The 19,371-nt window shown below is 73.6% G+C and carries 19 protein-coding genes and 2 pseudogenes; 7 read left to right on the top strand and 14 right to left on the bottom strand.

The window, feature by feature from the left end; translation table 11 throughout:
• Window positions 1–34: 34 nt before the first annotated feature.
• The 4 genes and pseudogenes from KPF47_RS41090 to KPF47_RS24565 form a co-directional block, all read left to right on the top strand.
• Window positions 35–274: pseudogene (locus KPF47_RS41090) on the top strand (IS110 family transposase); the annotation flags it as partial.
• Window positions 275–281: 7 nt separating this feature from the next.
• Window positions 282–761, top strand: coding sequence for an SDR family NAD(P)-dependent oxidoreductase (locus KPF47_RS24555; RefSeq protein WP_224391316.1), 480 nt, complete (start codon window positions 282–284; stop codon window positions 759–761).
• The gene (locus KPF47_RS24560; RefSeq protein ID WP_224391151.1) at window positions 758–1,891 is read left to right on the top strand and encodes a CaiB/BaiF CoA-transferase family protein; all 1,134 of its coding nucleotides are present in this window, start codon (window positions 758–760) and stop codon (window positions 1,889–1,891) included. Before KPF47_RS24555 ends, KPF47_RS24560 begins: the two co-directional genes overlap by 4 nt.
• 4 nt (window positions 1,892–1,895) lie before the next feature.
• Complete coding sequence (locus KPF47_RS24565) at window positions 1,896–2,471, top strand: TetR/AcrR family transcriptional regulator (RefSeq protein ID WP_224391152.1); 576 nt, start codon at window positions 1,896–1,898, stop codon at window positions 2,469–2,471.
• A 46-nt stretch (window positions 2,472–2,517) separates the two neighbouring features.
• On the opposite strand, the pseudogene KPF47_RS24570 reads toward KPF47_RS24565, so the two are convergent.
• The 9 genes and pseudogenes from KPF47_RS24570 to KPF47_RS24610 all read right to left on the bottom strand — a co-directional run.
• Window positions 2,518–3,324: pseudogene (locus KPF47_RS24570) on the bottom strand (mycofactocin-coupled SDR family oxidoreductase); the annotation flags it as partial.
• Window positions 3,325–3,355: 31 nt separating this feature from the next.
• Window positions 3,356–3,784 (bottom strand): nuclear transport factor 2 family protein, encoded by a 429-nt coding sequence (locus KPF47_RS24575; protein ID WP_224391153.1) that lies wholly within the window; start codon window positions 3,782–3,784, stop codon window positions 3,356–3,358.
• A 150-nt stretch (window positions 3,785–3,934) separates the two neighbouring features.
• Entirely contained in the window at window positions 3,935–5,182 is a 1,248-nt protein-coding gene (locus KPF47_RS24580; RefSeq protein WP_224391154.1) for an acyl-CoA dehydrogenase family protein, read from the bottom strand.
• Window positions 5,183–5,405: 223 nt separating this feature from the next.
• On the bottom strand, window positions 5,406–6,026 hold the full coding sequence (locus tag KPF47_RS24585) for a TetR-like C-terminal domain-containing protein (RefSeq protein WP_224391155.1): 621 nt from the start codon (window positions 6,024–6,026) through the stop codon (window positions 5,406–5,408).
• 10 nt (window positions 6,027–6,036) lie between these two features.
• Entirely contained in the window at window positions 6,037–6,984 is a 948-nt protein-coding gene (locus KPF47_RS40425) for a zinc-binding dehydrogenase (RefSeq protein ID WP_224391156.1), read from the bottom strand.
• 58 nt (window positions 6,985–7,042) lie between these two features.
• Complete coding sequence (locus KPF47_RS24595) at window positions 7,043–8,605, bottom strand: alpha/beta hydrolase (protein WP_224391157.1); 1,563 nt, start codon at window positions 8,603–8,605, stop codon at window positions 7,043–7,045.
• Window positions 8,606–8,665: 60 nt separating this feature from the next.
• Entirely contained in the window at window positions 8,666–9,415 is a 750-nt protein-coding gene (locus tag KPF47_RS24600) for a DUF2306 domain-containing protein (RefSeq protein ID WP_224391158.1), read from the bottom strand.
• 196 nt (window positions 9,416–9,611) lie between these two features.
• Complete coding sequence (locus KPF47_RS24605) at window positions 9,612–10,370, bottom strand: alpha/beta fold hydrolase (RefSeq protein ID WP_224391159.1); 759 nt, start codon at window positions 10,368–10,370, stop codon at window positions 9,612–9,614.
• Between the two features lie 45 nt (window positions 10,371–10,415).
• The gene (locus tag KPF47_RS24610) at window positions 10,416–11,204 is read right to left on the bottom strand and encodes an SDR family NAD(P)-dependent oxidoreductase (RefSeq protein ID WP_224391160.1); all 789 of its coding nucleotides are present in this window, start codon (window positions 11,202–11,204) and stop codon (window positions 10,416–10,418) included.
• A 287-nt stretch (window positions 11,205–11,491) separates the two neighbouring features.
• On the opposite strand from KPF47_RS24610, the gene KPF47_RS24615 reads away from it, so the two are divergent.
• Window positions 11,492–12,754 carry a multidrug effflux MFS transporter gene (locus KPF47_RS24615; RefSeq protein ID WP_224391161.1) on the top strand — a complete coding sequence of 421 codons (1,263 nt, stop codon included), beginning with the start codon at window positions 11,492–11,494 and terminating at the stop codon, window positions 12,752–12,754.
• A complete protein-coding gene (locus KPF47_RS24620; RefSeq protein ID WP_224391162.1) occupies window positions 12,751–13,926 on the top strand; it encodes an FAD-dependent oxidoreductase in 1,176 nt (391 codons plus the stop codon). The genes KPF47_RS24615 and KPF47_RS24620 overlap by 4 nt, the downstream gene beginning before the upstream one ends.
• 41 nt (window positions 13,927–13,967) lie before the next feature.
• Here the strand turns inward: KPF47_RS24620 and KPF47_RS24625 are convergent, their stop codons facing one another.
• Window positions 13,968–14,582, bottom strand: coding sequence for a DJ-1/PfpI family protein (locus tag KPF47_RS24625; protein WP_224391163.1), 615 nt, complete (start codon window positions 14,580–14,582; stop codon window positions 13,968–13,970).
• A gap of 90 nt (window positions 14,583–14,672) precedes the next feature.
• On the opposite strand from KPF47_RS24625, the gene KPF47_RS24630 reads away from it, so the two are divergent.
• Window positions 14,673–15,503, top strand: a complete 831-nt coding sequence (locus tag KPF47_RS24630; protein ID WP_224391164.1) for an alpha/beta fold hydrolase — start codon at window positions 14,673–14,675, stop codon at window positions 15,501–15,503.
• Window positions 15,504–15,652: 149 nt separating this feature from the next.
• Here KPF47_RS24630 and KPF47_RS39120 read toward each other — a convergent pair whose 3' ends face one another.
• From KPF47_RS39120 to KPF47_RS24645, 4 genes are all read right to left on the bottom strand, one after another.
• Window positions 15,653–15,775 carry a hypothetical protein gene (locus KPF47_RS39120; RefSeq protein WP_255660369.1) on the bottom strand — a complete coding sequence of 41 codons (123 nt, stop codon included), beginning with the start codon at window positions 15,773–15,775 and terminating at the stop codon, window positions 15,653–15,655.
• Window positions 15,776–15,860: 85 nt separating this feature from the next.
• Window positions 15,861–16,574, bottom strand: coding sequence for a GntR family transcriptional regulator (locus tag KPF47_RS40430; protein WP_224391165.1), 714 nt, complete (start codon window positions 16,572–16,574; stop codon window positions 15,861–15,863).
• A gap of 94 nt (window positions 16,575–16,668) precedes the next feature.
• A complete protein-coding gene (locus tag KPF47_RS24640) occupies window positions 16,669–18,141 on the bottom strand; it encodes an FGGY-family carbohydrate kinase (protein ID WP_224391166.1) in 1,473 nt (490 codons plus the stop codon).
• Window positions 18,138–19,340, bottom strand: coding sequence for a CaiB/BaiF CoA-transferase family protein (locus tag KPF47_RS24645; RefSeq protein ID WP_224391167.1), 1,203 nt, complete (start codon window positions 19,338–19,340; stop codon window positions 18,138–18,140). Before KPF47_RS24645 ends, KPF47_RS24640 begins: the two co-directional genes overlap by 4 nt.
• Window positions 19,341–19,371: the final 31 nt, after the last annotated feature.

The raw sequence follows: 19,371 nt of genomic DNA on the forward strand, positions 1-19,371 counted from the left end.
AACCCTCCACGATCTCGGGGGAACCACAACCCGATCCCAGCGCGGCAACCACGCCCTGAAATCCGCGCTGTTCCTGTCCGCATTCGCCGCCCTGGCCGACCCCGCCAGCCGCGCCTACTACGACCGCAAACGAGCCGCCGGCAAACGACACAACGCCGCCCTGATCTGCCTCGCCCGACGCCGCACCGACGTCATCTACGCCATGCTCCGCGACCGCCGCCCCTACAACCCGCCCACGGTCAACAACCCCGATCCAGAACTCGCCGCCGCTTGACGAACCCATAGAGACACCCCCCCCGTTCTGGGAGACGGGTCCGAAGGACTGGGAGCCCTGGATCGCGACGAACTTCTACGGGGTCCTGCACGCCTGTCGGGCCGTCCTGCCCGGGATGGTCGAGCGTGGCTACGGCCGCATCGTGTCGGTGATCTCCGACGCGGGCCGCACCGGCGAGCCGAACCTCGCCGTCTACGGCGGCGCCAAGGCCGGGGCCGCCGGCTTCAGCCGCGGGCTCGCGAAGGCGGTCGGGCGCCACGGCATCGGCGTGAACTGCGTGGCCCTCTCGACGATCAACACCCCCGGTGTCGCGTCCGCGATCGCCGATCCCGAGATCGCGAGGAAGGCGCTGCGCGGCTACGTGGTCCGTCGTTTCGGCGAGCCGAGCGACGCCGCCAACGCCGTGCTCTACCTCGCCTCCGACGCCGCGGCGTGGGTGACCGGGCAGACCTACCCGGTCAACGGCGGATACGCGATCACCCCGTGACCGCGCCGACGTCACGCCCGCTCGAGGGCTACCGCGTGGTCAGCCTGGCCGAGCAGTACCCGGGCCCGTTCGCCACCCTGGTCCTCGGTGACCTGGGTGCGGACGTCGTCCAGGTCGAGCGGCCCGAGGGCGGGGACCCCTCCCGCGCCTTCCCCGGGCACTTCCGGGCCCTGAACCGGGGCAAACGCTCCGTGGCCCTGGACCTGAAGACCGCGGCGGGCCTCGACGCGTGCCGGACGCTGATCGGCCGGGCCGACGTGCTCGTGGAGGGTTTCCGGCCCGGGGTCCTCGACCGGCTCGGGATCTCCCCCGCCGCCCTCACCCGGGAGCACCCGGAGCTCGTGGTCGTGTCGGTCTCCGGGTTCGGCCAGGACGGCCCGTACCGGGACCGGCCCGCGCACGACCTGTCCTTCCAGGCGATGGCGGGGCTGCTCGACGCCCGGGCTCCCGCGGTCCCCGCGGTGGCCCTGGCCGACGTCGCCGCCGGGCTGTTCGCCGCGATCTCCGCGCTGACCGGGCTCGCGGGCCGCGTGCACACCGGCCGCGGCGGGCACTACGACGTGGCGATGTTCGACGCGCTCGTCTCGTTCGTGGTCACCCGGCTCGTTCCCACCGCGAACGGTCTCCCGCCGGACCGGCTCGGCCGGGACCCGGGCTACGGCGTGTTCGCCACCGCGGACGGTCGGTGGATCTCGCTGTCCATCGCGTTCGAGGACCATTTCTGGCGGGCGCTGTGCACCGCGCTGGGGCTGGAGTCGCTGGCCGGGCTACCGGGCCCGGAGCGCGACGCCCGTACCGAGGAGATCCGGGTGACGCTGGGCGGACGGATCGCGGCCGAGCCCCTCGCCCACTGGGAGCGGGTGCTCCCCGCGGCCGGGGTCGCCTACGGGGCGGTCCAGGATCTGGCAGGCCTGGTCGAGGACCCGCACCTGCACATCCGTGGGCTCCTGCAGACGGTGGGCGCCGACCGTTTCCTGCGCCAGCCGCTGGTGGTGGACGGTGCACCGCACGGACCCCGCAGCGGGGTGCCGGGTCTCGGCGAACACACCGCCGAGGTCCTCCGCGAGGCCGGCGTGCCCGCGGAGACGGTGGCCGCCGTGTGCGCCCGGAGACTGACCGGGCAGTATTGAGCCCATGGCACGGGAACGCGCGACCGACACCGCCGCCCTGGTCGCGGCGGCCGGCGAGGCCTTCCGGCGCAAGGGCTACCGCAACGCCACCATCGACGACATCGCCGAGGCCGCCGGCATCTCCCGGCCGACGGTCTACAAGTACACCCGGAGCAAGCAGCACCTCCTCGACCTGATGGTCGAGGAGGTCACCGGCGACCTGAGCAGGCGGCTCAAGCTCGTCCTCGAGAGCGGTGAGCCGCCGGAGACCCGGCTGCGGGGGATGATCTCCGCGCACATCGAGGCCGCCTCCGCCAACCGCACCTTCTACGCCATCGTCTTCAGCGAGGAGGTCGAGCTGTCCGAGCAGGGCCGCGCCTCCTTCCGGGCCTGGGCGCACGACCGGACCCAGGACTTCCGGCTGCTGCTCGACGAGTGCCTCCCGCGGGAGGGAGGCATCGACACCACCATCGCGGCGAACCTGGTGATGTCGATGCTGGCGACCCTCTACCGCTGGTACGACCCGTCCGGTGCGGTACGGCCCGAGCAGCTCGGTGAGCAGATCGAGAAGCTGCTCGGAGCGCTGTTCCGCGGCCGGTAGCTCCGGTCCGACGGCGGTACCCGGCTCCGGCGACGGGCCCGGCGTCGACCGGGAGGGCGACGCCGGTGACGAAGCGGGACTCGTCGCTCGCCAACCACAGCGCGGCGTGGGCGATGTCCTCCACCTCGACCCACGGCGTCGGCAGGAGCGAGAAGCTCCTCATCACGGGGCCGACGTCCTCGGCCGAGGGGTCCTCCAGGTCGGGTCGGAACAGCTGCCACGTGCTGCTGTTGTTGAGCAGCGGCGTGTCCGTGTTGCCCGGAAGGATCGCGTTGGACCGGATGTGGTGCTCGGCGGCCTCGTTGGCGAGGGCGCGCATCATCCCGACGACCCCGTGTTTGGCCGAGACGTACGCCGACATCCGGCTCGGCCCGCGGATGCCCGCCAGCGAGCTGGTCATCACGACCGATCCGCCGCCGGCCTCGATCAGTGCGGGCACCGCCGCCCTGACCGTCTTCCACACTCCCAGGAGGTTCACGTCCAGGACCGTGCGGAAGACCTCCTCGTCGGCCTCCCACATCGTGGCCCGCTCACCGCCGATGCCCGCGTTCGCGCACACCGTCGTCAGGCCGCCGAACCTCTCGAGGGCCGTGGCCACGGCACCGTTCGTCGTCTCCTGGTCGCGCACGTCCCCGACGACCGTCTCGATGCGGCCACCCGCCGCCCGTACCAGGGCGGCGGTCCCGTCCAGGTCCGCCTCCGTCGGCAGTGGATAGCGGACATGGTCGTAGGACCCGCAGAAGTCGACGGCGACGACTGCGGCACCCTCCTGCGCGAAGCGCACGACGGTCCCGCGCCCCACTCCGCGCGCCGCGCCCGTCACCAGCGCGACCTTGCCCTCCAGGCGCCTCATCGTCGCCCCCCTCCCGGTCGTTCCCGTCCGGTCACACCGACGCCCCGGGTCCACCGGCACCCTCCGGGACCAGGGCCAGGGCCGGCGCCCCGAGGGTGGGGGCGAGGCGGTTCTGCAGTGCGACCACGGCGGCGAGCGGACGAGCGAGCACGGTCATCGTGCGGACCCGGCCCGCCGGGTCGAACTCCAGGCGGTCGACCGCCTCGATGGGGTGCGCGTCGACCGTCCCCGTCAGATGCACCGCGACGTGGATCTCACCGGTGAGCACCTCGCCGAACGTGAGGTCGTCGATGATCGAGCTCAGCAGTCCGAGCACCGCGGTGGCGGGTCCGGACCCCACGATCGGCTCGTCGAGGATCGGGCTGTTCAGCACCACGTCGGCGGCCAGGACTGCCTGCATCCGTTCCGGATCCCCGCTGTGCACGGCGTCCAGGAAGGTGCGGATCGGCTCGTCGGTCATGTCTGTGCTCCTCTTCCTCGGGGGGCGCCACGTCACACGGCACCTCCGGCTGATCTCTCGGTTCTCGCTCCACCCGGGGGGCGGTCCGGCGGCACCGTCCGGTCCTGCCCTCCCTCCCGAGTCCGATGTGGACACTATTGGCGAGCGACGTCATCCCGCCGGGGACGGGGTCGACGTCCTCGCCACCGCCTGGCGCCGCAGCTCGTCGCGGGCCAGGGCGTTCTTGTGCACCTCGTCCGGGCCGTCGGCGAACCGCAGGCTCCGGATCGCGGCGTAGGACGCGGCCAGTGGCAGGTCCTGGGAGAGGCCACCCGCTCCGTGCACCTGGATCGCCTTGTCGAGGATCCACTGGACGGTGCGCGGGGTGGCGATCTTGATCGCCTGGATCTCGGTGTGGGCGCCCCGGTTCCCCACCGTGTCCATCAGCCAGGCGGTCTTGAGGACCAGCAGCCGTAGCTGCTCGACCCGCACCCGGGCCTCGGCGATCCAGTCGCGCACCACACCCTGCTCGGCGAGCGGCCGGCCGAAGGCGATCCGCTCGTCGGCTCGGGCACACATCGCCTCGATCGCCCGTTCGGCGACCCCGATGGCCCGCATGCAGTGGTGGATGCGCCCCGGCCCCAGCCGCGCCTGCGCGACACCGAAGCCGTCGCCCTCGCCCTGCACGAGGTTCGCGACCGGGACCCGGACGTCGGTGAAGGTCAGCTCGGCGTGCCCGCCGTGCTCGTGGTCGTCGTATCCCAGGACCTCCATCCCCCGGACGACCCGCACCCCGGGGGTGTCCCGGGGGACGAGGAGCATCGAGTGCCGACGGTGCCGCGCCGCCGCCGGGTCGGTCATGCCCATCACCACGAACACCGCTGCGTTCGGGTTCATCGCGCCGGTGATCCACCACTTGCGTCCGTCGACGACGTACTCGTCACCGTCGCGCGTGATCCGGGTCGAGATGGTGGTCGCGTCCGACGACGCCACGTCGGGCTCGGTCATCGCGAACGCCGACCGGATCTCCCCCGCCAGCAGCGGGTCGAGCCACTGCCGCTGCTGCGCGTCGGTGCCGAACTCGGCCAGCACCTCCATGTTCCCGGTGTCGGGCGCCGCACAGTTCAGTGCGGCGGGGGCGAGCTGACCGACGCGTCCGGTGATCTCGGCCAGCGGCGCGTACTGGAGGGTGGTCAGACCCCCGCCGTGCTCCCCCGGGAGGAACAGGTTCCACAGTCCACGTCGCCGGGCCTCGGCCCGCAGCTCCGACAGGACCGGCACCGAGTCCCACGCCCAGCGGTCCGCCAGCTCACCGAGCTGGCGGGCGAAGACCTGCTCCGCGGGCCGGACGTGCCGGTCCATGAAGTCCAGCAGCTCCCGGCGGATCTCGGCGGTGCGCGGGTCGAGCCCGAAATCCATCGTCGGTGTCTCCTTCGTCGCCCCGGGGCCGGTGTCGAGCGGTGGGTGCCGGCGACGCCCACCTCGTCGACCCCGTGACCGACGGGGTCGCCCGGCAGGGCGCGACGGTCGGTGGCCGACCCTGTCAAATACTTACCAGTTAGTCAAAGCACTGTGCTCTCCATGACCCCGCCCCGGACGCGTGGTTCGCACACCGGGAGCGGCTCCCGTCGGCGGTGCCCCGTCATGGCGCCGCCCGTCCGTGACCCGCTCGACAGGCGGACGGGTGCCCGGCACCCCCACCCGTCGCGAGCCCGGCGAGGAGCAGGTCCACGAGCTGCGGCGCCAGTCCCCCGCCGAGGGGGGCGTGTCCGAAGAGATGCCGCAGCACGAGAGGGCCTGCGACGGCGTCGATCACGAGCTCCGGATCGACGTCGCGACGAACCTCTCCGCGCTCCACCGCGGCGCGCAGGCTCACCAGACATGCCTCGCGCCGCGGCTGCCAGAACCGTTCGAGGAAGCGGGACCTCAGTTCCGGGTCGTCGGCGAGATCGGCCACCAGCGCCGGCAGCACCCGCCCCGTGTCCGCATCCCCGAGTGCCGCCCCCAGCGCCTCGACGTGGGCGGTCAGATCACACGCCACGCATCCGGTATCGGGCTCGACCACCCCTGCACGCTCCTCGGCGAGTGCGTCCACGACGAGATGACGCAACGAGGGCCACCGCCGACGGACGGCCGGCGTGGTCGTCCCGGCCCGGTCCGCGACCCCCTGCAGGGTGAGCCGCGTGTAGCTGTTCTCGGCCATCAGGTCCCGGACCGCGGCCAGCACCGCTGCGCTGACACGTTCGTCCCGTGGACGGGGCATCAGACCGCCCTCACGGGTGCAGCACCACCTTGCCGAAGGCGCCGCCGCGCTCGACGGCGCGCAGCGCTTCCGGGCCTGCTGCCAGCGGATACCGCTCCGCGACGATGCCGGTCACCTTTCCCGTGCCGACGAGCGCCGACACCCGCGCCCACGACGCCCGCAGGTCTGCCGCACCCACCGAGTTCAGACTGAACGCGTGCAGCGTCGGGGAGCTGTGGAACATCTCCACGATCACCTCGAGATCGGCGCCGCTCGGTACCCCGCCGGCCGCCCCGCACAGCAGGTAGTGGCCGTTCGGGGCCAGCAGGCGGAGGTGGTCGGCGAGCTCCGGCCCGCCGACGGTGTCCACGACGATGTCGACGTCGCGTTCCAGGGCGGGCGCCTCGTCGCGACCGACCGTCCGCGTCGCCCCCGAGGCCAGGAGCGCCCGGGCGCGATCCGGACCGGACGTCACTGCGGTGACATGGGCACCGTGTGCCGCGGCGATCTGGGTGGCGAGAGCACCGATGCCGCCACCTGCACCCCGCACCAGGACCCGGCCGTCGGGCCCGATACCCGCACGGCCGAGCCCGATCTCGGCGACGAGCGCGTTGACCCCGAGCGCCACGGCGACGTCCGGCTCCATCCCGTCGTCGAGCGGGAGGACACGGTCGGCACTCACGGCCACGGCCTCCGCGAGCCCGCCGAAGGCCGGCAGCCCCAGGACCCGTTGCCCCACGAGGCCCGGCGGAACACCGGGTCCTGTCGACTCGACCACGCCCGCGACCTCGAGGCCGGGCGACGAACCCGGACCGGGGAAGTAGGCGTAGAGACCCCGTGACGCCATCACGTCGACATAGCCGACCCCCATTGCCTCCGCGCGGACCACCACCTCCCCCGGGCCCGGCTCGGCCTCGGCCCCGTCCACCACCGCGACCGAAGCGGGATTCCCGCAGCCCCGCACCACCACTGCTCGCACCGTGTACCTCCCTCATACGTTCCGATACGGATCGGAACGTTACTCCACCCGTGCCGGATCAGAGGCTGCAGTGGGTCTCCGCGACCGGCGTCCGTGGATCGATGAGGAAGTCCGACACCACCGCATCGACACAGGGACTGCCTCCGTAGAGCGCCACCCCGTGCTGGGCGCCCTCGACGGTCAGCAGGCTCCCGCCCAGCTGCCGGGCCATGACGATCCCTCCCTCGTGCGGGGTTCCGGGGTCACGGGTGACCGACACGGTCAGGGTGGAGGACAGCTCGAGCGGGCCCTCCAGCCACGGCGACGGCCGGCTCGGCGGCGCCGGCCAGCCCTCGCACTCGTAGTGCGCCTGTGTCAACGGTCGGCCGGGGTCGAGGAACGGAGCGGCCGCACGAGCCCGGGTGCCCAGCTCGACCTCGTCCTCCGGGGTGCGTCGCGGGTTGTCCATGCAGCGGATGGCGAGGTTGGCGTCCATGGAGGCCGATCCGCCGTAGCGGCCGTCGGCTCCCCGCCCCGCGGCGGCGTCGCGGAGGGCCAGCATCGCGTCACCACGCCCGGCGGCGAGCTCCGTCAGCCCTTCGACGAGCTGCGCTCGCTGAACGGGCTGGAAGAGGGACATGATCGTTCCCCACATGGCATCGGAGTAGGTCAGGCCCCGGCGGTCGGCGGTCGGCGCAGGCCGCGCCTGCAACGGGCGCGTGAGCCGCTGGAACTCCTCGACGGCGCGGGCCGGATAGGTGCCCAGCGGACAGTCCGCCTCGGCCATGCAGGTCGCGGCGAACTCGTCGAACGTCGCCCTCCACGCGGCGAACTGGGACAGCCGGAACTCCGCCTCGGTCCTGCCGGGGTGGACGGCACCGTCGATCACCAGTGCCCACAGGTTGTCGCCGAACTCCTGGGCGTACATCGCACCCAGCTCACTGCCGTAGCTGTATCCCAGGTAGGAGAGCTGTTCGTCCCCCAGCACCGCGCGCAGGACGTCCATGTCCTTGACGACGTTGCTGCTACCCACGCTGGTCAGCGCTTCCGCTCCGCCGCTGCCCTCCGTGCAACGGCGGGCCACCTCGCGAGCCGCCCCCTCGTCGGCGACGTCGAACTGGTACGGCGTCGGAGGCACGTTCCGGTCGGCCTCGGCGTCGGTGTAGCACGCGACACGCGGCGTCGACGCCCCCACGCCACGCGGATCGAAACCGACCACGTCGAACCGCTCACCGACCGGGCTGTCGCGCCAGACCGGTCCGAGCGCCGCCGCGAGGCTCATCCCGGAGCCGCCCGGCCCACCCGGGTTGACGAGCAACGATCCGATCCTGTCACCGCGCGCCTTCACCCGGAGCAGCGCGACCTCTCCGCGAGAACCCCCAGGGTCGCCGTAGTCCAGGGGGACCTGGACCCGTGCGCAGTCGGTTCGGTCGTCGGAGTAGAGCTTCTCGTCCGCGAGCGACATCGCGTACGACGCGCACGGTTCGAACACGATCCGCTGGTCGTAGAAGGTGGCGAGCGCCGACGGCACTCCGTCGGTCGCCCGCTGCGGCGTCCGCGATGCGTCCGGCGCGCCGCAGGCGGCGACGAGCACCAGCGACACCACCCCGAGTGCGGGCAGCGTCGTGAAGTTGCGGGTCACGTGGTCTCCCGGGGGATCGGCTACGGCAGGGTTGCCGGGCGGACGGCTGCCGCGCCGGGATCACCCTGCTGGAAGGTGGACCAGCGGACGCCGGGGAGCCCGCGCCGGGCGATGATCCATTCGGCGACGACGAGGTTGATCAGCCACCCCAGCCAGGGCGCGATCGTGTGCATGGCGTTGTCGAACAGCTCGGGGAACGAGGCCCCCGGGGTCGAACGGCAGCTGGAGGGCGATCAGCACCGGGAGTCCGGCGCGCAGGGTCACCGCGGCGTAGGACAGGGCGAAGGTGCGGATGGCCCAGGCCTGATGTTCGCGGAACCGGCGGCGGCGGGCCGCCCGGTAGGCCAGCCACGCCGTCAGGCCCCATGCGACGTCCAGCAGGGCGTATCCGACGACCCCCCGGATGCCCAGCGAGTTCCAGAGCGATGTGGGCAGGCCCGTGAGGGCCGCCGCCCCGACCGCGAGCAGGTACACCCGGCCGACGACGCGATGGGCCCGCGGACTGCGCCTGCGCAGAGCCGAGGAGAACTGGAGCGCTCCGATGCCGAGAGCGACGGCGGCGGTGCCGACATGGATGAGGAACAGGATCCGGATGGGCGCCGGCAGCGTGCCGAAGTGTGAAGCGGCGCTGACGTTGTCCGGGGTCCGGGCCGCGACGGCGGCGAGCCCTTCGGCGTACTGGCCCCCGAAGAAGCCGGCCACTGCCAGCGCGATCAGGGCGAGGACGGTCCACGACCAGCGACGCCGTCCCGGACGGACGGGCACGGCGGTGTCCGGCGGCGAGGCGGGCGGGTGGGCGGTAGCGGTCACGGCATGCCTCTCGGGTGGGGCCGGGCGCGACGGCCCGGCAGGCGGTGTCGGAGAGCGGGCACGGTGAGCGGGACGGGTCGGCCGCCCGCACCGGCGGGGCCGGACCGCTCGACCGCGTGGCGGGCGCACGGCGACCGCCGTCGCTCCGCGGGTGCCGGCCACGGTCCCCGGACGGAGCCTCGGACGGATCCCGGTCTCATGCCGGGAGGGACGACCAGAACTCGTCGAGCGCGCGGGCGGCGCGGACCGGGTCCTGGAGCATCCACCAGTGGCCCAGCCCGTCGAGGACCACCGTCCGGGCACCGGCCCGGGCGGCCGCGCGGCGCCGCTGCTCGACGCTGCCGACCGCCTGGTCGTGAGTCGCGATCACGGCCAGGCCGTGCGGCGCCGCGGCCGGGAGATTCCTGCCCCGGTGGACGAGGGCGGGCTGGACGGCGGACCGGTAGAGCGACAGGATCGCCTCACCCATCCGCTCGTCCTGCCCCGCCGCGACCTCACCGGCGATGGGCTCGGGGATCCCGAGACCGACCAGTGCCGCGGCCCGTTCGGCCACGGGCGCGCCGACGAGCTGTGCGACGGCGTGCTCGCCGTCCCCGGGTGTCTGCCAGATCTGGGCCTGGGGATGCCAGACGTAGTCCGGCTCGAACACGCCGAGGACGTCGGTGACCCAGCTGCGCAGCAGTTCCGGGTGGTCCATGGCCACGGTGGTCGTGTGCCCACCGCCGAAGTCGTGGCCGACGAGATCGACCGGGCCGTCGAAGCGGGCCAGCTCCCGGGCGAGCCAGTCGCGGTAGCCGTCCACGGTGGCCTCGAACCCGGTCGGGACCTCGGCGCCGAAACCAGGAGGACTGAGCCGGACGACGTCGTGGTGACCGAGCTCGGCGAGCTCGGCGAGCACGGGGGTCCAGATGGCGGACGTCTCCGGCACACCGTGCACGAAGACCGTGGTGGTCATGTCATGCCCCCGGGCCCGGAGCCGGGAGCGTCGCGCCGACGGCTCTCACACGGCCTTCAGCGCGCCGGCGTCCACGGCCCAGTTGGCACCGATGACACTCGGGACGACGGGCGAGGCGAGCACGAGGACGACCCTGGCGATCTCGGCGGGCTCGATGAGGTCCGGGGTGAGCATCCCGTTCTGCTTCGGCATCGCCGCCACCAGGGTCTCGTGCTCGATCCCCAGCTCGGCGGCGACGTGGGCCGCGTAGGTGCCCGCCCCGGTCACCAGCGGGGTGCGTGTGGCCGAGGGTGACACCACGTTCACCCGCACCCCGGAGTCCGCGGCCTTCTCGGCCAGCCCCCGCGAGAACGCGTTGAGCGCGGCCTTCGCCACCCGGTAGGGCAGGGGCTCACCCCCGACCCGCCGCGCGCTGTCGGAACTGATGTTGACCACCGAGCCCGAGGCCCGCTCCAGGGCCGGGAGCGCGGCCCGGGTCACCCGCAGCGCCGCCTCGAAGTTCAGCGCGAAGGTCCGGTCCCAGTCTGCCTCGCTCCCGTCGAAGATGTCGGTGAACCCCCCGGGAGGCATCGCCCCACCACCGGCGTTGTTCACCAACACGTCCAGCCGGGGGTCCCGGTCGAGCACCTGCGCCACCATCCGTGCCGGGCCCGCCGCATCGGCCAGGTCCGCGGCGACGAAGCCCGCGCCGGTCGCCTCGAGCTCGGGCGAGGTCCGGCGCGCGGTCGCCGTCACCGACGCGCCCTCGGCGAGGAACGCCCGCACGATCTCGAGGCCCATCCCCCTGCTCGCCCCGGTGACCAGGACGCGCTTACCGCTCAGCTGAAGATCCATGACCAACTCCTTCTCGGCTGCCTCACTGACGGGCTTAACTAGAACAACACTGTCGCGGTTCTGTCAATAGTTACGACACGGGTGTACGGTCCAGGGCGTGACGAGGTCCCCGGGCGACCGGCCGTCGTCGCACACGGGTCCGCTCGACGGCGGTGCCGGGCGTTCCCCCGAGGCCGCCCGCGCAGACCGTCCCGGCGGTGCCGGGTCCGTCGTCCGTCCGCACGGCCCCGCACCGGCGCGACCCCGCCCACACCTGCGCTCGTCGCGCGATCACACGAGAGGGAACGATGGCCACCACCGCCGTCACACCGAGCCGGGTACGGCTCGCCGTCGTCCTGGGGGCGCTGATCGCCCTCGGACCACTCACCATCGACACCTACCTACCGGCGCTCCCGGCGGTCGGCCGGGACCTGGCCGCGACCGGTGCCACGGTCCAGCTCACGCTGACCGGCACCCTGGCCGGACTCGCGCTCGGTCAGCTCCTGATCGGCCCGCTGTCCGACGCCTACGGCCGCCGCCCGTTGCTCCTCGCCGGGGTGGCGCTGCACGTGGTCGCGTCCGCCCTGGTCACCGTCGCGCCCACGATCGAGGTGCTCGCCGTCCTGCGCGTCCTGCAGGGCGCGGGCGCGGCGGCCGGGACGGTGGTCGGGCTGGCCATCGTGCGCGACCTGTTCACCGGACGGGCGGCGGTCGGCATGGTCTCGCGGCTGATGCTCGTCATGGGCGCGGCCCCGGTGCTCGCACCGACCCTCGGCTCCGTGCTGCTCACCTGGGTGTCGTGGCGCGGGGTCTTCCTGTTCCTGGCGGCGTACGGCCTGCTCATGCTGGCCGTGGTCACCTACGGCCTCCCCGAGACCCTGCCCCCGTCGCGGCGGCGCTCCGCGCGGCTCGGCCCGACCCTGCGCGCGTACGGCATGCTCCTGCGTGACCGGACGTTCGTCGGCCTGGTCCTCGTCGCCGGTTTCGCGATGGGCGCGCTCTTCAGCTACGTCTCCGGGGGCCCGTACGTCTTCCAGGAGCAGTTCGGCATCGACCAGGCGACGTTCGGTCTCCTCTTCGGTGCCGGAGGGGTCTGGCTGGTCGTCGGCAGCCAGCTGAACCCGGTGCTCCTGCGGCGTTTCGAGCCCCGGCAGGTACTGGGCGGCGGCATCGCGGCGGCCGTGGTCGCCGGGCTCGCCCTGCTGGTGGTGACGGCCACCGGCATCGGCGGCCTGCCCGCGATCCTGGCCGGGGTGTGGACGATGCTGCTCGCCGGTGGGTTCGCGATGCCCAACGCCCCGGCGCTGGCACTGGCCCGCCACGGCGACGGCGCCGGGACCGCAGCGGCCCTGCTCGGGGCGCTGCAGTTCGGCCTGGGCGCGGCCACCTCGCCGGTGGTCGGCCTGCTCGGCAACGACGCGACGGCGATGGGCACGGCGATGTTCGCGTCGGTCGCGCTGGCCGGGCTGGCACTGGTCCTCGTGGTGCGGCCGTGGACCCTGCCGGATCTCCGCGAGGGGACCGCCACCCGGACCACGACCGATGCGAGCACCGGTGCGGGCCCGCGGTGACGCACCAGGAGGCACGCCCGCCCGTGCGGCGGCGGGTGGTCGTGGCCGGACTCGGCGACACCGGGATCCAGGTCGTCGCCGCACTCGCCCGGCATCGCCGACTCCTCGACGTCGTCGGAGTCGGTCCGAAGCCCGGATACCTCAGCGGGCGCCACCTCGGGGTCAGGCTCGCCCGCCCGGCGCGGTGGGAGGAGAACCACCGCATCGCCTTCCACCGGTTCCGCCGGCTCGACGACGTCCGCACGATCCACGGCCGGCTGGAGGCGGTCGACACCCGGGCCCGGGAGGTCGAGGTGCTCCGCGCCGACGGCAGCACGACGCGTCACGGGTACGACATCCTCGTCGTCTGCACCGGTGTCCGCGACGGGCTCGGACGGACGCCGTCGATACAGGACGATGCCGAGATCGACCTCGCCTTCGGACTCGCCCGCGCCGCCGTGGCCGCGGCCCCCTCGCTGGCCGTCGTCGGCGGCGGACAGACCGCCGTGGAGAGTGCCGCCCAGCTCGCGCAGGCGTTCCCCGGGAAGCGGGTGGACCTGTACTTCCCTGGCGAGCGGGCCCTCGTCCACCATCACGGGAGGGTCTGGGACCACTGTCGGGGAGAACTGCGACGACTCGGAGTGGGCCTGCACCCCGGGCATCGCGCCGAGCTCCCACCCGGGCAGACCGGCCGGCTCGCCCCGGGTCCGCTCCGCTTCCGCACCGGACAGGCGGCGGTGCAGGCCGATCTCGTCCTGTACGCGGTGGGCCGGGCCCGCCCGAACACCGAGTGGCTGCCGGCGTCGATGGTCGACGACGCCGGTTTCGTGCGGGTCGACCCGGAGCTGCGGGTACCCGGCCACGACGGGATCTGGGCCGTGGGCGACGTCGCCGCGAGCGATCCCCTGCGCACCACGGCGCGGAACAGGGGGGCCCAGCTCCTCGTGCACAACGTGCTCGCCACCGTCCGCGGGCGGAGGAGGCGGCGCTACACCGCGCGGGACCGGCGGTGGGGAACCGTCCTGCACGAGATCGGGACCGTGATGACCGTCTTCACCACCACCGGGCGCGCGCTCCGCCACTCCCGGACGTCACAGGCGTTCCAGGAACGGCTCCTCCTGCGGCGCGTGGTCCACGGGGGCGTCCGGCCGTCCTCCTGTCCGGGCGGTACGAGGAGTTCCCGAACCCGATGAGCGGAGGTCGTCCTCGGATCACCCGCGCGGGTCGCCGCGGGTCAGTCCCGGCCGCCGGTGACGGCGAACGGGTCCCAGGTGGGGTCCTGCCGGACCTCGAGCTCGATCTCCCACGCGACCCGCTCGGCCTCCGCGGGCCCGAGGAGCTCGCCGATCAGGGCCGCCGTCATGTCCATCCCGGCGGCCACCCCCGAGGATGTCCAGCGCGCGCCGTCCTGCACCCAGCGTGCCCGCGGCATCCACTCGACCTGGTCGCGCAGCGACGACACCCAGGTGAAGGCCCGCTTGTTCGACGTGGCCCGGTACCCGTCGAGCAGCCCGGCCGCGGCGAGCAGCGCCGACCCGGTGCACACCGACGTCACGAGGTCCGCCCCGGCGCTCCAGGTCCGGAGCCACTGCAGGAAGCGCTGGTCCTCGACCAGGCTCCGGGTCCCGGGGCCCCCGGGGACGAGGACGATGCCCGGCGTCGGCGCGTGCTCGTAGCCGTGGCCGGCCACCATCTGCGAACCCTGCCCGCTGGACACCGGGCCCGCCTCCGGCCCGAGCAGCAGGATCTCGAACTCGTCGGGGAGCCTGCTCAGCAACTCCATCGGTCCGACCACGTCGAGCAGCTCGAAGCCGTCGAACAGGACGATCCCCACAGTCCACCGTGCCATCGCGTCACCGTTCTCCTCGTCTCGGGCGGGTGCGGCGTACCCGGGACATCGGACGCGACCGCAGCCCGACCGTCCCGGAGAATGATCGCCATGAAGTACACCGTCCTGGTCCCGGGATTCTGGCACGGCACCTGGAGCTGGAACCTCGTCGTACCCGAGCTCGCCCGGCTGCGGATCCCGGCCGTGGCCGTGGACCTGGAGGGCCAGGGCCTCGGTGCGGTCTCCCCCGCCGCACGGTGGGCGCGTCCGTTCGAGGCGTCCGCGTTCGCGGCCGAGCGGTCCGGGGTGGCGGACGTGACGGCGACGAGCGCGGCCGAGGCGCTGGTCGGGCAGCTGCGGATGCTGGGTGCCGACGGCCCGAGCGTCGTCGTCGCGCACAGCATGGGCGGGGTCGTGGCCACCCTGGCCGCGGAGATGGCGCCGTCGCTGGTGTCGCACCTGGTCTACGTCGCGGCGTTCGCCCCGGTCGCCGGTCTGCCGGCGGGGGCCGACGTGGCGAGCGAGCTCAACGCGGGCGAGCTCGGCACCTCGCTGCTGCGGGCGGACCCGTTCGCGATCGGCGCCTCGCGCATCGACCCGGGTGACCCGGGCTCGCACGAGTCCCTGCGTGCGGCGCTCTACGCCGACGTACCGGACGCGACAGCGCGGGCGGCGATCAGCCTGCTGGGCACCGACGCCCCGGTCGGGATCGCCGCCGAACCGATCTCGGTCACCCGGGAGCGCTTCGGGTCCGTGCCGCACACCTACCTGGTCTGCACGGACGACCGGCTGGTGCGGCCCGCCCTCCAGCGGAAGATCGTGTCCGACATCGACCGGGTGTCGGTGTCGGCCACGCGCACCGTCGAGCTGGCCTGTTCGCACTCCCCGTTCCTGTCCCGGCCACGGCAGGTGGCGGAGGCCGTCGCCGAGACGTGGCGGTGAGCCGGCGCTTCGTGCCCGCCCGGAGCTCCGTGCGCAGGGCCGCGCCGGGTCCCGACGGAGACCGTCGACCAGCAGGGTGACGACGCCGTCGGCCTCGACGCGCCATCCGGGACGCGCGTGCGCGGCACCGATGCCGTGCTGCGCCGTCTTCACCGCACCCGCATCGACGTCGTCGCGCAGGGACCGTCCGCCACCCTCGCGGCGACCAGCTCGGCCACCGCGTCCGCGAGCTCCTGCCCGGTCGCGGAGAGACCGCCCGATCCCGTGGTCACCAGGGTGGCCAGGCTACGACCCGGCCCCTGGCGTGCCTCGACGAAGCCGTGGACGACCCGGTGGACGCCACGGTGTCGCGGACTCTCACGCCTCCAGGCGGATCGACAGCGGGAACTCCGGACGAGTCCAGCTCCGGGCGTACTCCACCGCCGTCGACGACGGGTCGTGGGTGATCCGCACCGACGCGATCAACGGGGCACCGCGCCGGACGCCCAGCACGTCCGCCTGCCCGGCGGTGGCCGCCGACGCCGACACCTCCATGTCGGCCCAGCTCAACCGGAGTCCGTAGTGGTCGCGGATGGTCCGGTACAGCGACCCGCCGGCGAGGTCGACCCGCGCCAACAGCGGTACCAGCGCGTACGGGAGCCAGCTGATCTGCAGTGCGGCCGGGCGGTCGTCGATGAGGCGCAGCCGCTCGATCCGGATCGTCTCGCGCCCCGCCGCGAGACCGAGCGGCTCACGTGCCTCCTCGGGCACCGCCGTGGTCTCCCGAGCCCGCAGCTCGGTACGGACGCGATGCTCCTCGGCTCCCATCTCGTCGGCGAACGAGCCCAGCCGGTTGAGCCGACGACGCTGGGCGCTCGGTCGGGTCACGAAGGTGCCGGCGCCCCTCCGCCGCACGAGCAGGTGTTCGTCCTGCAGCTGGCGGACCGCCTGGCGAACGGTCATCCTGCTCACGCCGTAGCGCTCGGCGAGATCGGCCTCGCTGGGGAGCTGCGCCTCGGGCGCCAGCGCACCGGAGGCGATCTGGGACGACAGATCCTCGTAGATGACCTGGTAGCGCGGGATTCGGCTCACGTGCCCCTCATCCGTCCGTCGCCGTGATCACGTCGAAGGCCGAGCGTAGCGGTTCCCCCACCGCAGGCCGGCCGTCCACGCACCGGGCCATGCCTCACCGCCCCCCACCGGGAGTGACCGCCGGCTCCGGCCGGGGTGCGGGCGCGATGCGCTCACGTGCCTCGATCCAGCTCGCGTAGAGCGAGCCGTACCGAGCAGCCCGGACGGGGTCGGGATCGATGCGGTGCAGGCGCGGGCGCAGCCCGTCGAGGGCCTCGTCGAGGTCGCTCCCCGTTCCGGCCCGGGCCAGGGCCGCCGCACCGAGCAGGGTGACGTCCGGGTCGTCGCACACCAGGACGGTCCGCCCGAGCACGTCGGCTCGCAGTCGGGCGGCGGCCGCGGAGCGGGCCGCGCCGCCGGCGAGCACGACCGCCGTCGATCCGGGTGCCGTTCCGGTGTCGAGCAGGTCGACGCCCTCCCGCACGGTGAACGCCGCTCCCTCGCGCGCGGCGCGGACCAGGTGAGCCGGGCCGTGGTCGGGCCCCTGGCCGAGCACGGCGCCACGCGCCGCGGGCCGCCAGCGCGGGAACCGGTCGCCCGACAACGTCGGAATCACGGTCAGCCCGTCGGCGCCGGGCTCGACGGCGTCGACCACGTCCTCGTCCACCGTGCCGACGAGTTCGCGCCAGCGTGCCACCGCTCCCCCGGTGACCCCGGTCGGACCACCGGTGACCCAGCGGCCCGGGCCCAGCGCCGGGTTGAGCAGGACCCCGGCACCGCCGGCCTCCGGGTCGGTGCGCAACCGACCCAGCACGTCGGTGGTCCCGGCGACGTCGGCGATCAGATCGGTGCGCCCGCCGAGCAGCAGCCCGATGCCGACCGACCCGTCCGGCCCGCCGGCCACGACCGGCAGACCGGCCGGGAGTCCGGTCGCGGCGGCCACGTCCGCCCGGAGCCCACCGACCGGGTCGGCCGGCGCGGCGACCGAGGGCCACCAGTGCGCCGGCAGGCCGAGCTCGGTGACCAGATCGAGGTCCCAGGCCCGGTCCCGTACGTCGAACAGCAGCGTGTAGGCGGCGTGGACGGCGTCGGTGACCAGCGAGCCGACGCACCGGGCAAGGAGGAAGTCCTTCGGGGAGAGCAGAGCCTGCACCCGTCCCGCCAGCTCCGGCCGGCGGGCGAGCAGGTCCAGTGCGTGCGCCAGCCCACCGGCCCCGGGTACCGGCCTGCCGCTGGTCTCCCGGATCCGGCGGAGGACCGGACCGGGTAGCCCGGCGACGAGGTCCGCGCCACGGGAGTCGGACCACCCGGTGGCCGGCCCCACCGGCCGGAGGTCGCGGTCGACCGCGACCGTGCCGATGTGTCCCGCGATGCCCAGGGCGCCCACCGCTCCGGGTGCGGCCGAGCGCGCCCCGCCCAGCGCCGCGACCACATCGGACCAGAGCTGCTCGGCGTCGAAGTGCTCCCCACCGACGCCGCCGGAGCGCGGGACCCGGACGCTGCTCTCGACGGTGCCGTCGCCGGCGACGACCGCGGCCCGCACCGCGGAGGTCCCGACGTCGACGGCGACGACCCGCCCCCCGCTCATACCGCTCCGGACGAGCGCAGCTCCTGCAGCCGGGCGTCGTCCATCCCGAGGATCGTGCGGTAGACGTGCTCGTTGTCCTCGCCGACGGCCGGCGGTGCCTTGCGCACGGTGGGCGGGGACTTCTCCATCTTGATCGGGTTGCCGGGCATCCGGATGGTGCCGAGCTTCGGGTGCTCGGAGGTGACGACCATGCCCCGCGCGGCGATCTGCTCGGAGTCCGCCACCTCGGGCACCGTCGCCACCTTCGCGAACGGGATGCCTGCTTCCTCCAGCAGCGCGCCGATCTCCTCGGAGCCGCGGTCGCGGGCCCAGTCGGCGACGACCGCCTCCAGGTCGGCGCTGTGCTGCATCCGGCCGGGCACCGTGCGGTAACGCTCGTCGACGGCGAGCTCGTCGCGTCCGATGGCGCGGCAGAGCCGCGGCCACAGCGAGTTCGTCCCGGCCTGGATGTACATCTGCGCGTCGGCGCAGGCGTAGACGTTCACCGGGGCGGTCAGCAGGTCGCGCGACCCGCTGCGCGGCATCTCCGTGCCGAGCATGAGGTAGCTGATCAGCCGGGTGCCGAGCGTGGCGAACATCGAGTCCAGGCTCGCGACGTCCACCCGCTGTCCCTCTCCGGTCCGTTCGCGGTGCATGAGCGCGGCGAACGTGCCGAGCGCGGCCTGGAACCCGGTGACGTAGTCGGCGATGTAGGTGCCGGTCAGGGTCGGTGGGCCGTCCGCGTCCCCGGTGGTGTCCATCAGCCCCGACGACGCCTGGGCGATCGCGTCGAACAACGCCCGGCGGGACAGCGGGCCGGTCTGCCCGAAACCGGAGATCGAGGTGAGGATGATGTCCGGCTTGAGCTCGGCCATCCGCTCGTACCCGATGCCCATCTTCTCGATGGTGCCCGGCCGGTAGTTCTCCACGACGACGTCGGCCCAGCGGATGAGCTGCTCGAGGACACCGAGCGCGTCGGGGTGACGGGTGTCGAGCGTGGCGCCGTACTTGTTGCGGTTGTAGAGCATCGTGTAGACGCTCTCGCCCTCGTAGTAGGGCTCGTGGTGGCGGGCGTCCTCTCCGTCGGGGCGCTCGATCTTCACGACCTCGGCGCCGAAGTCGGCGAGGATCTGCGCGCAGCTCGGTCCGGCGATGAACCGGGACAGGTCGAGCACGCGGGTGCCCTCGAGCGGACCGGGGGTGTGCGGGGCGGACTCCACTGTCTGTTCCCTCCTGGCCGGTCGCCGCCGC

The organism is Pseudonocardia sp. ICBG1293, assembly GCF_020131355.1.
Lineage (GTDB): Bacteria > Actinomycetota > Actinomycetes > Mycobacteriales > Pseudonocardiaceae > Pseudonocardia.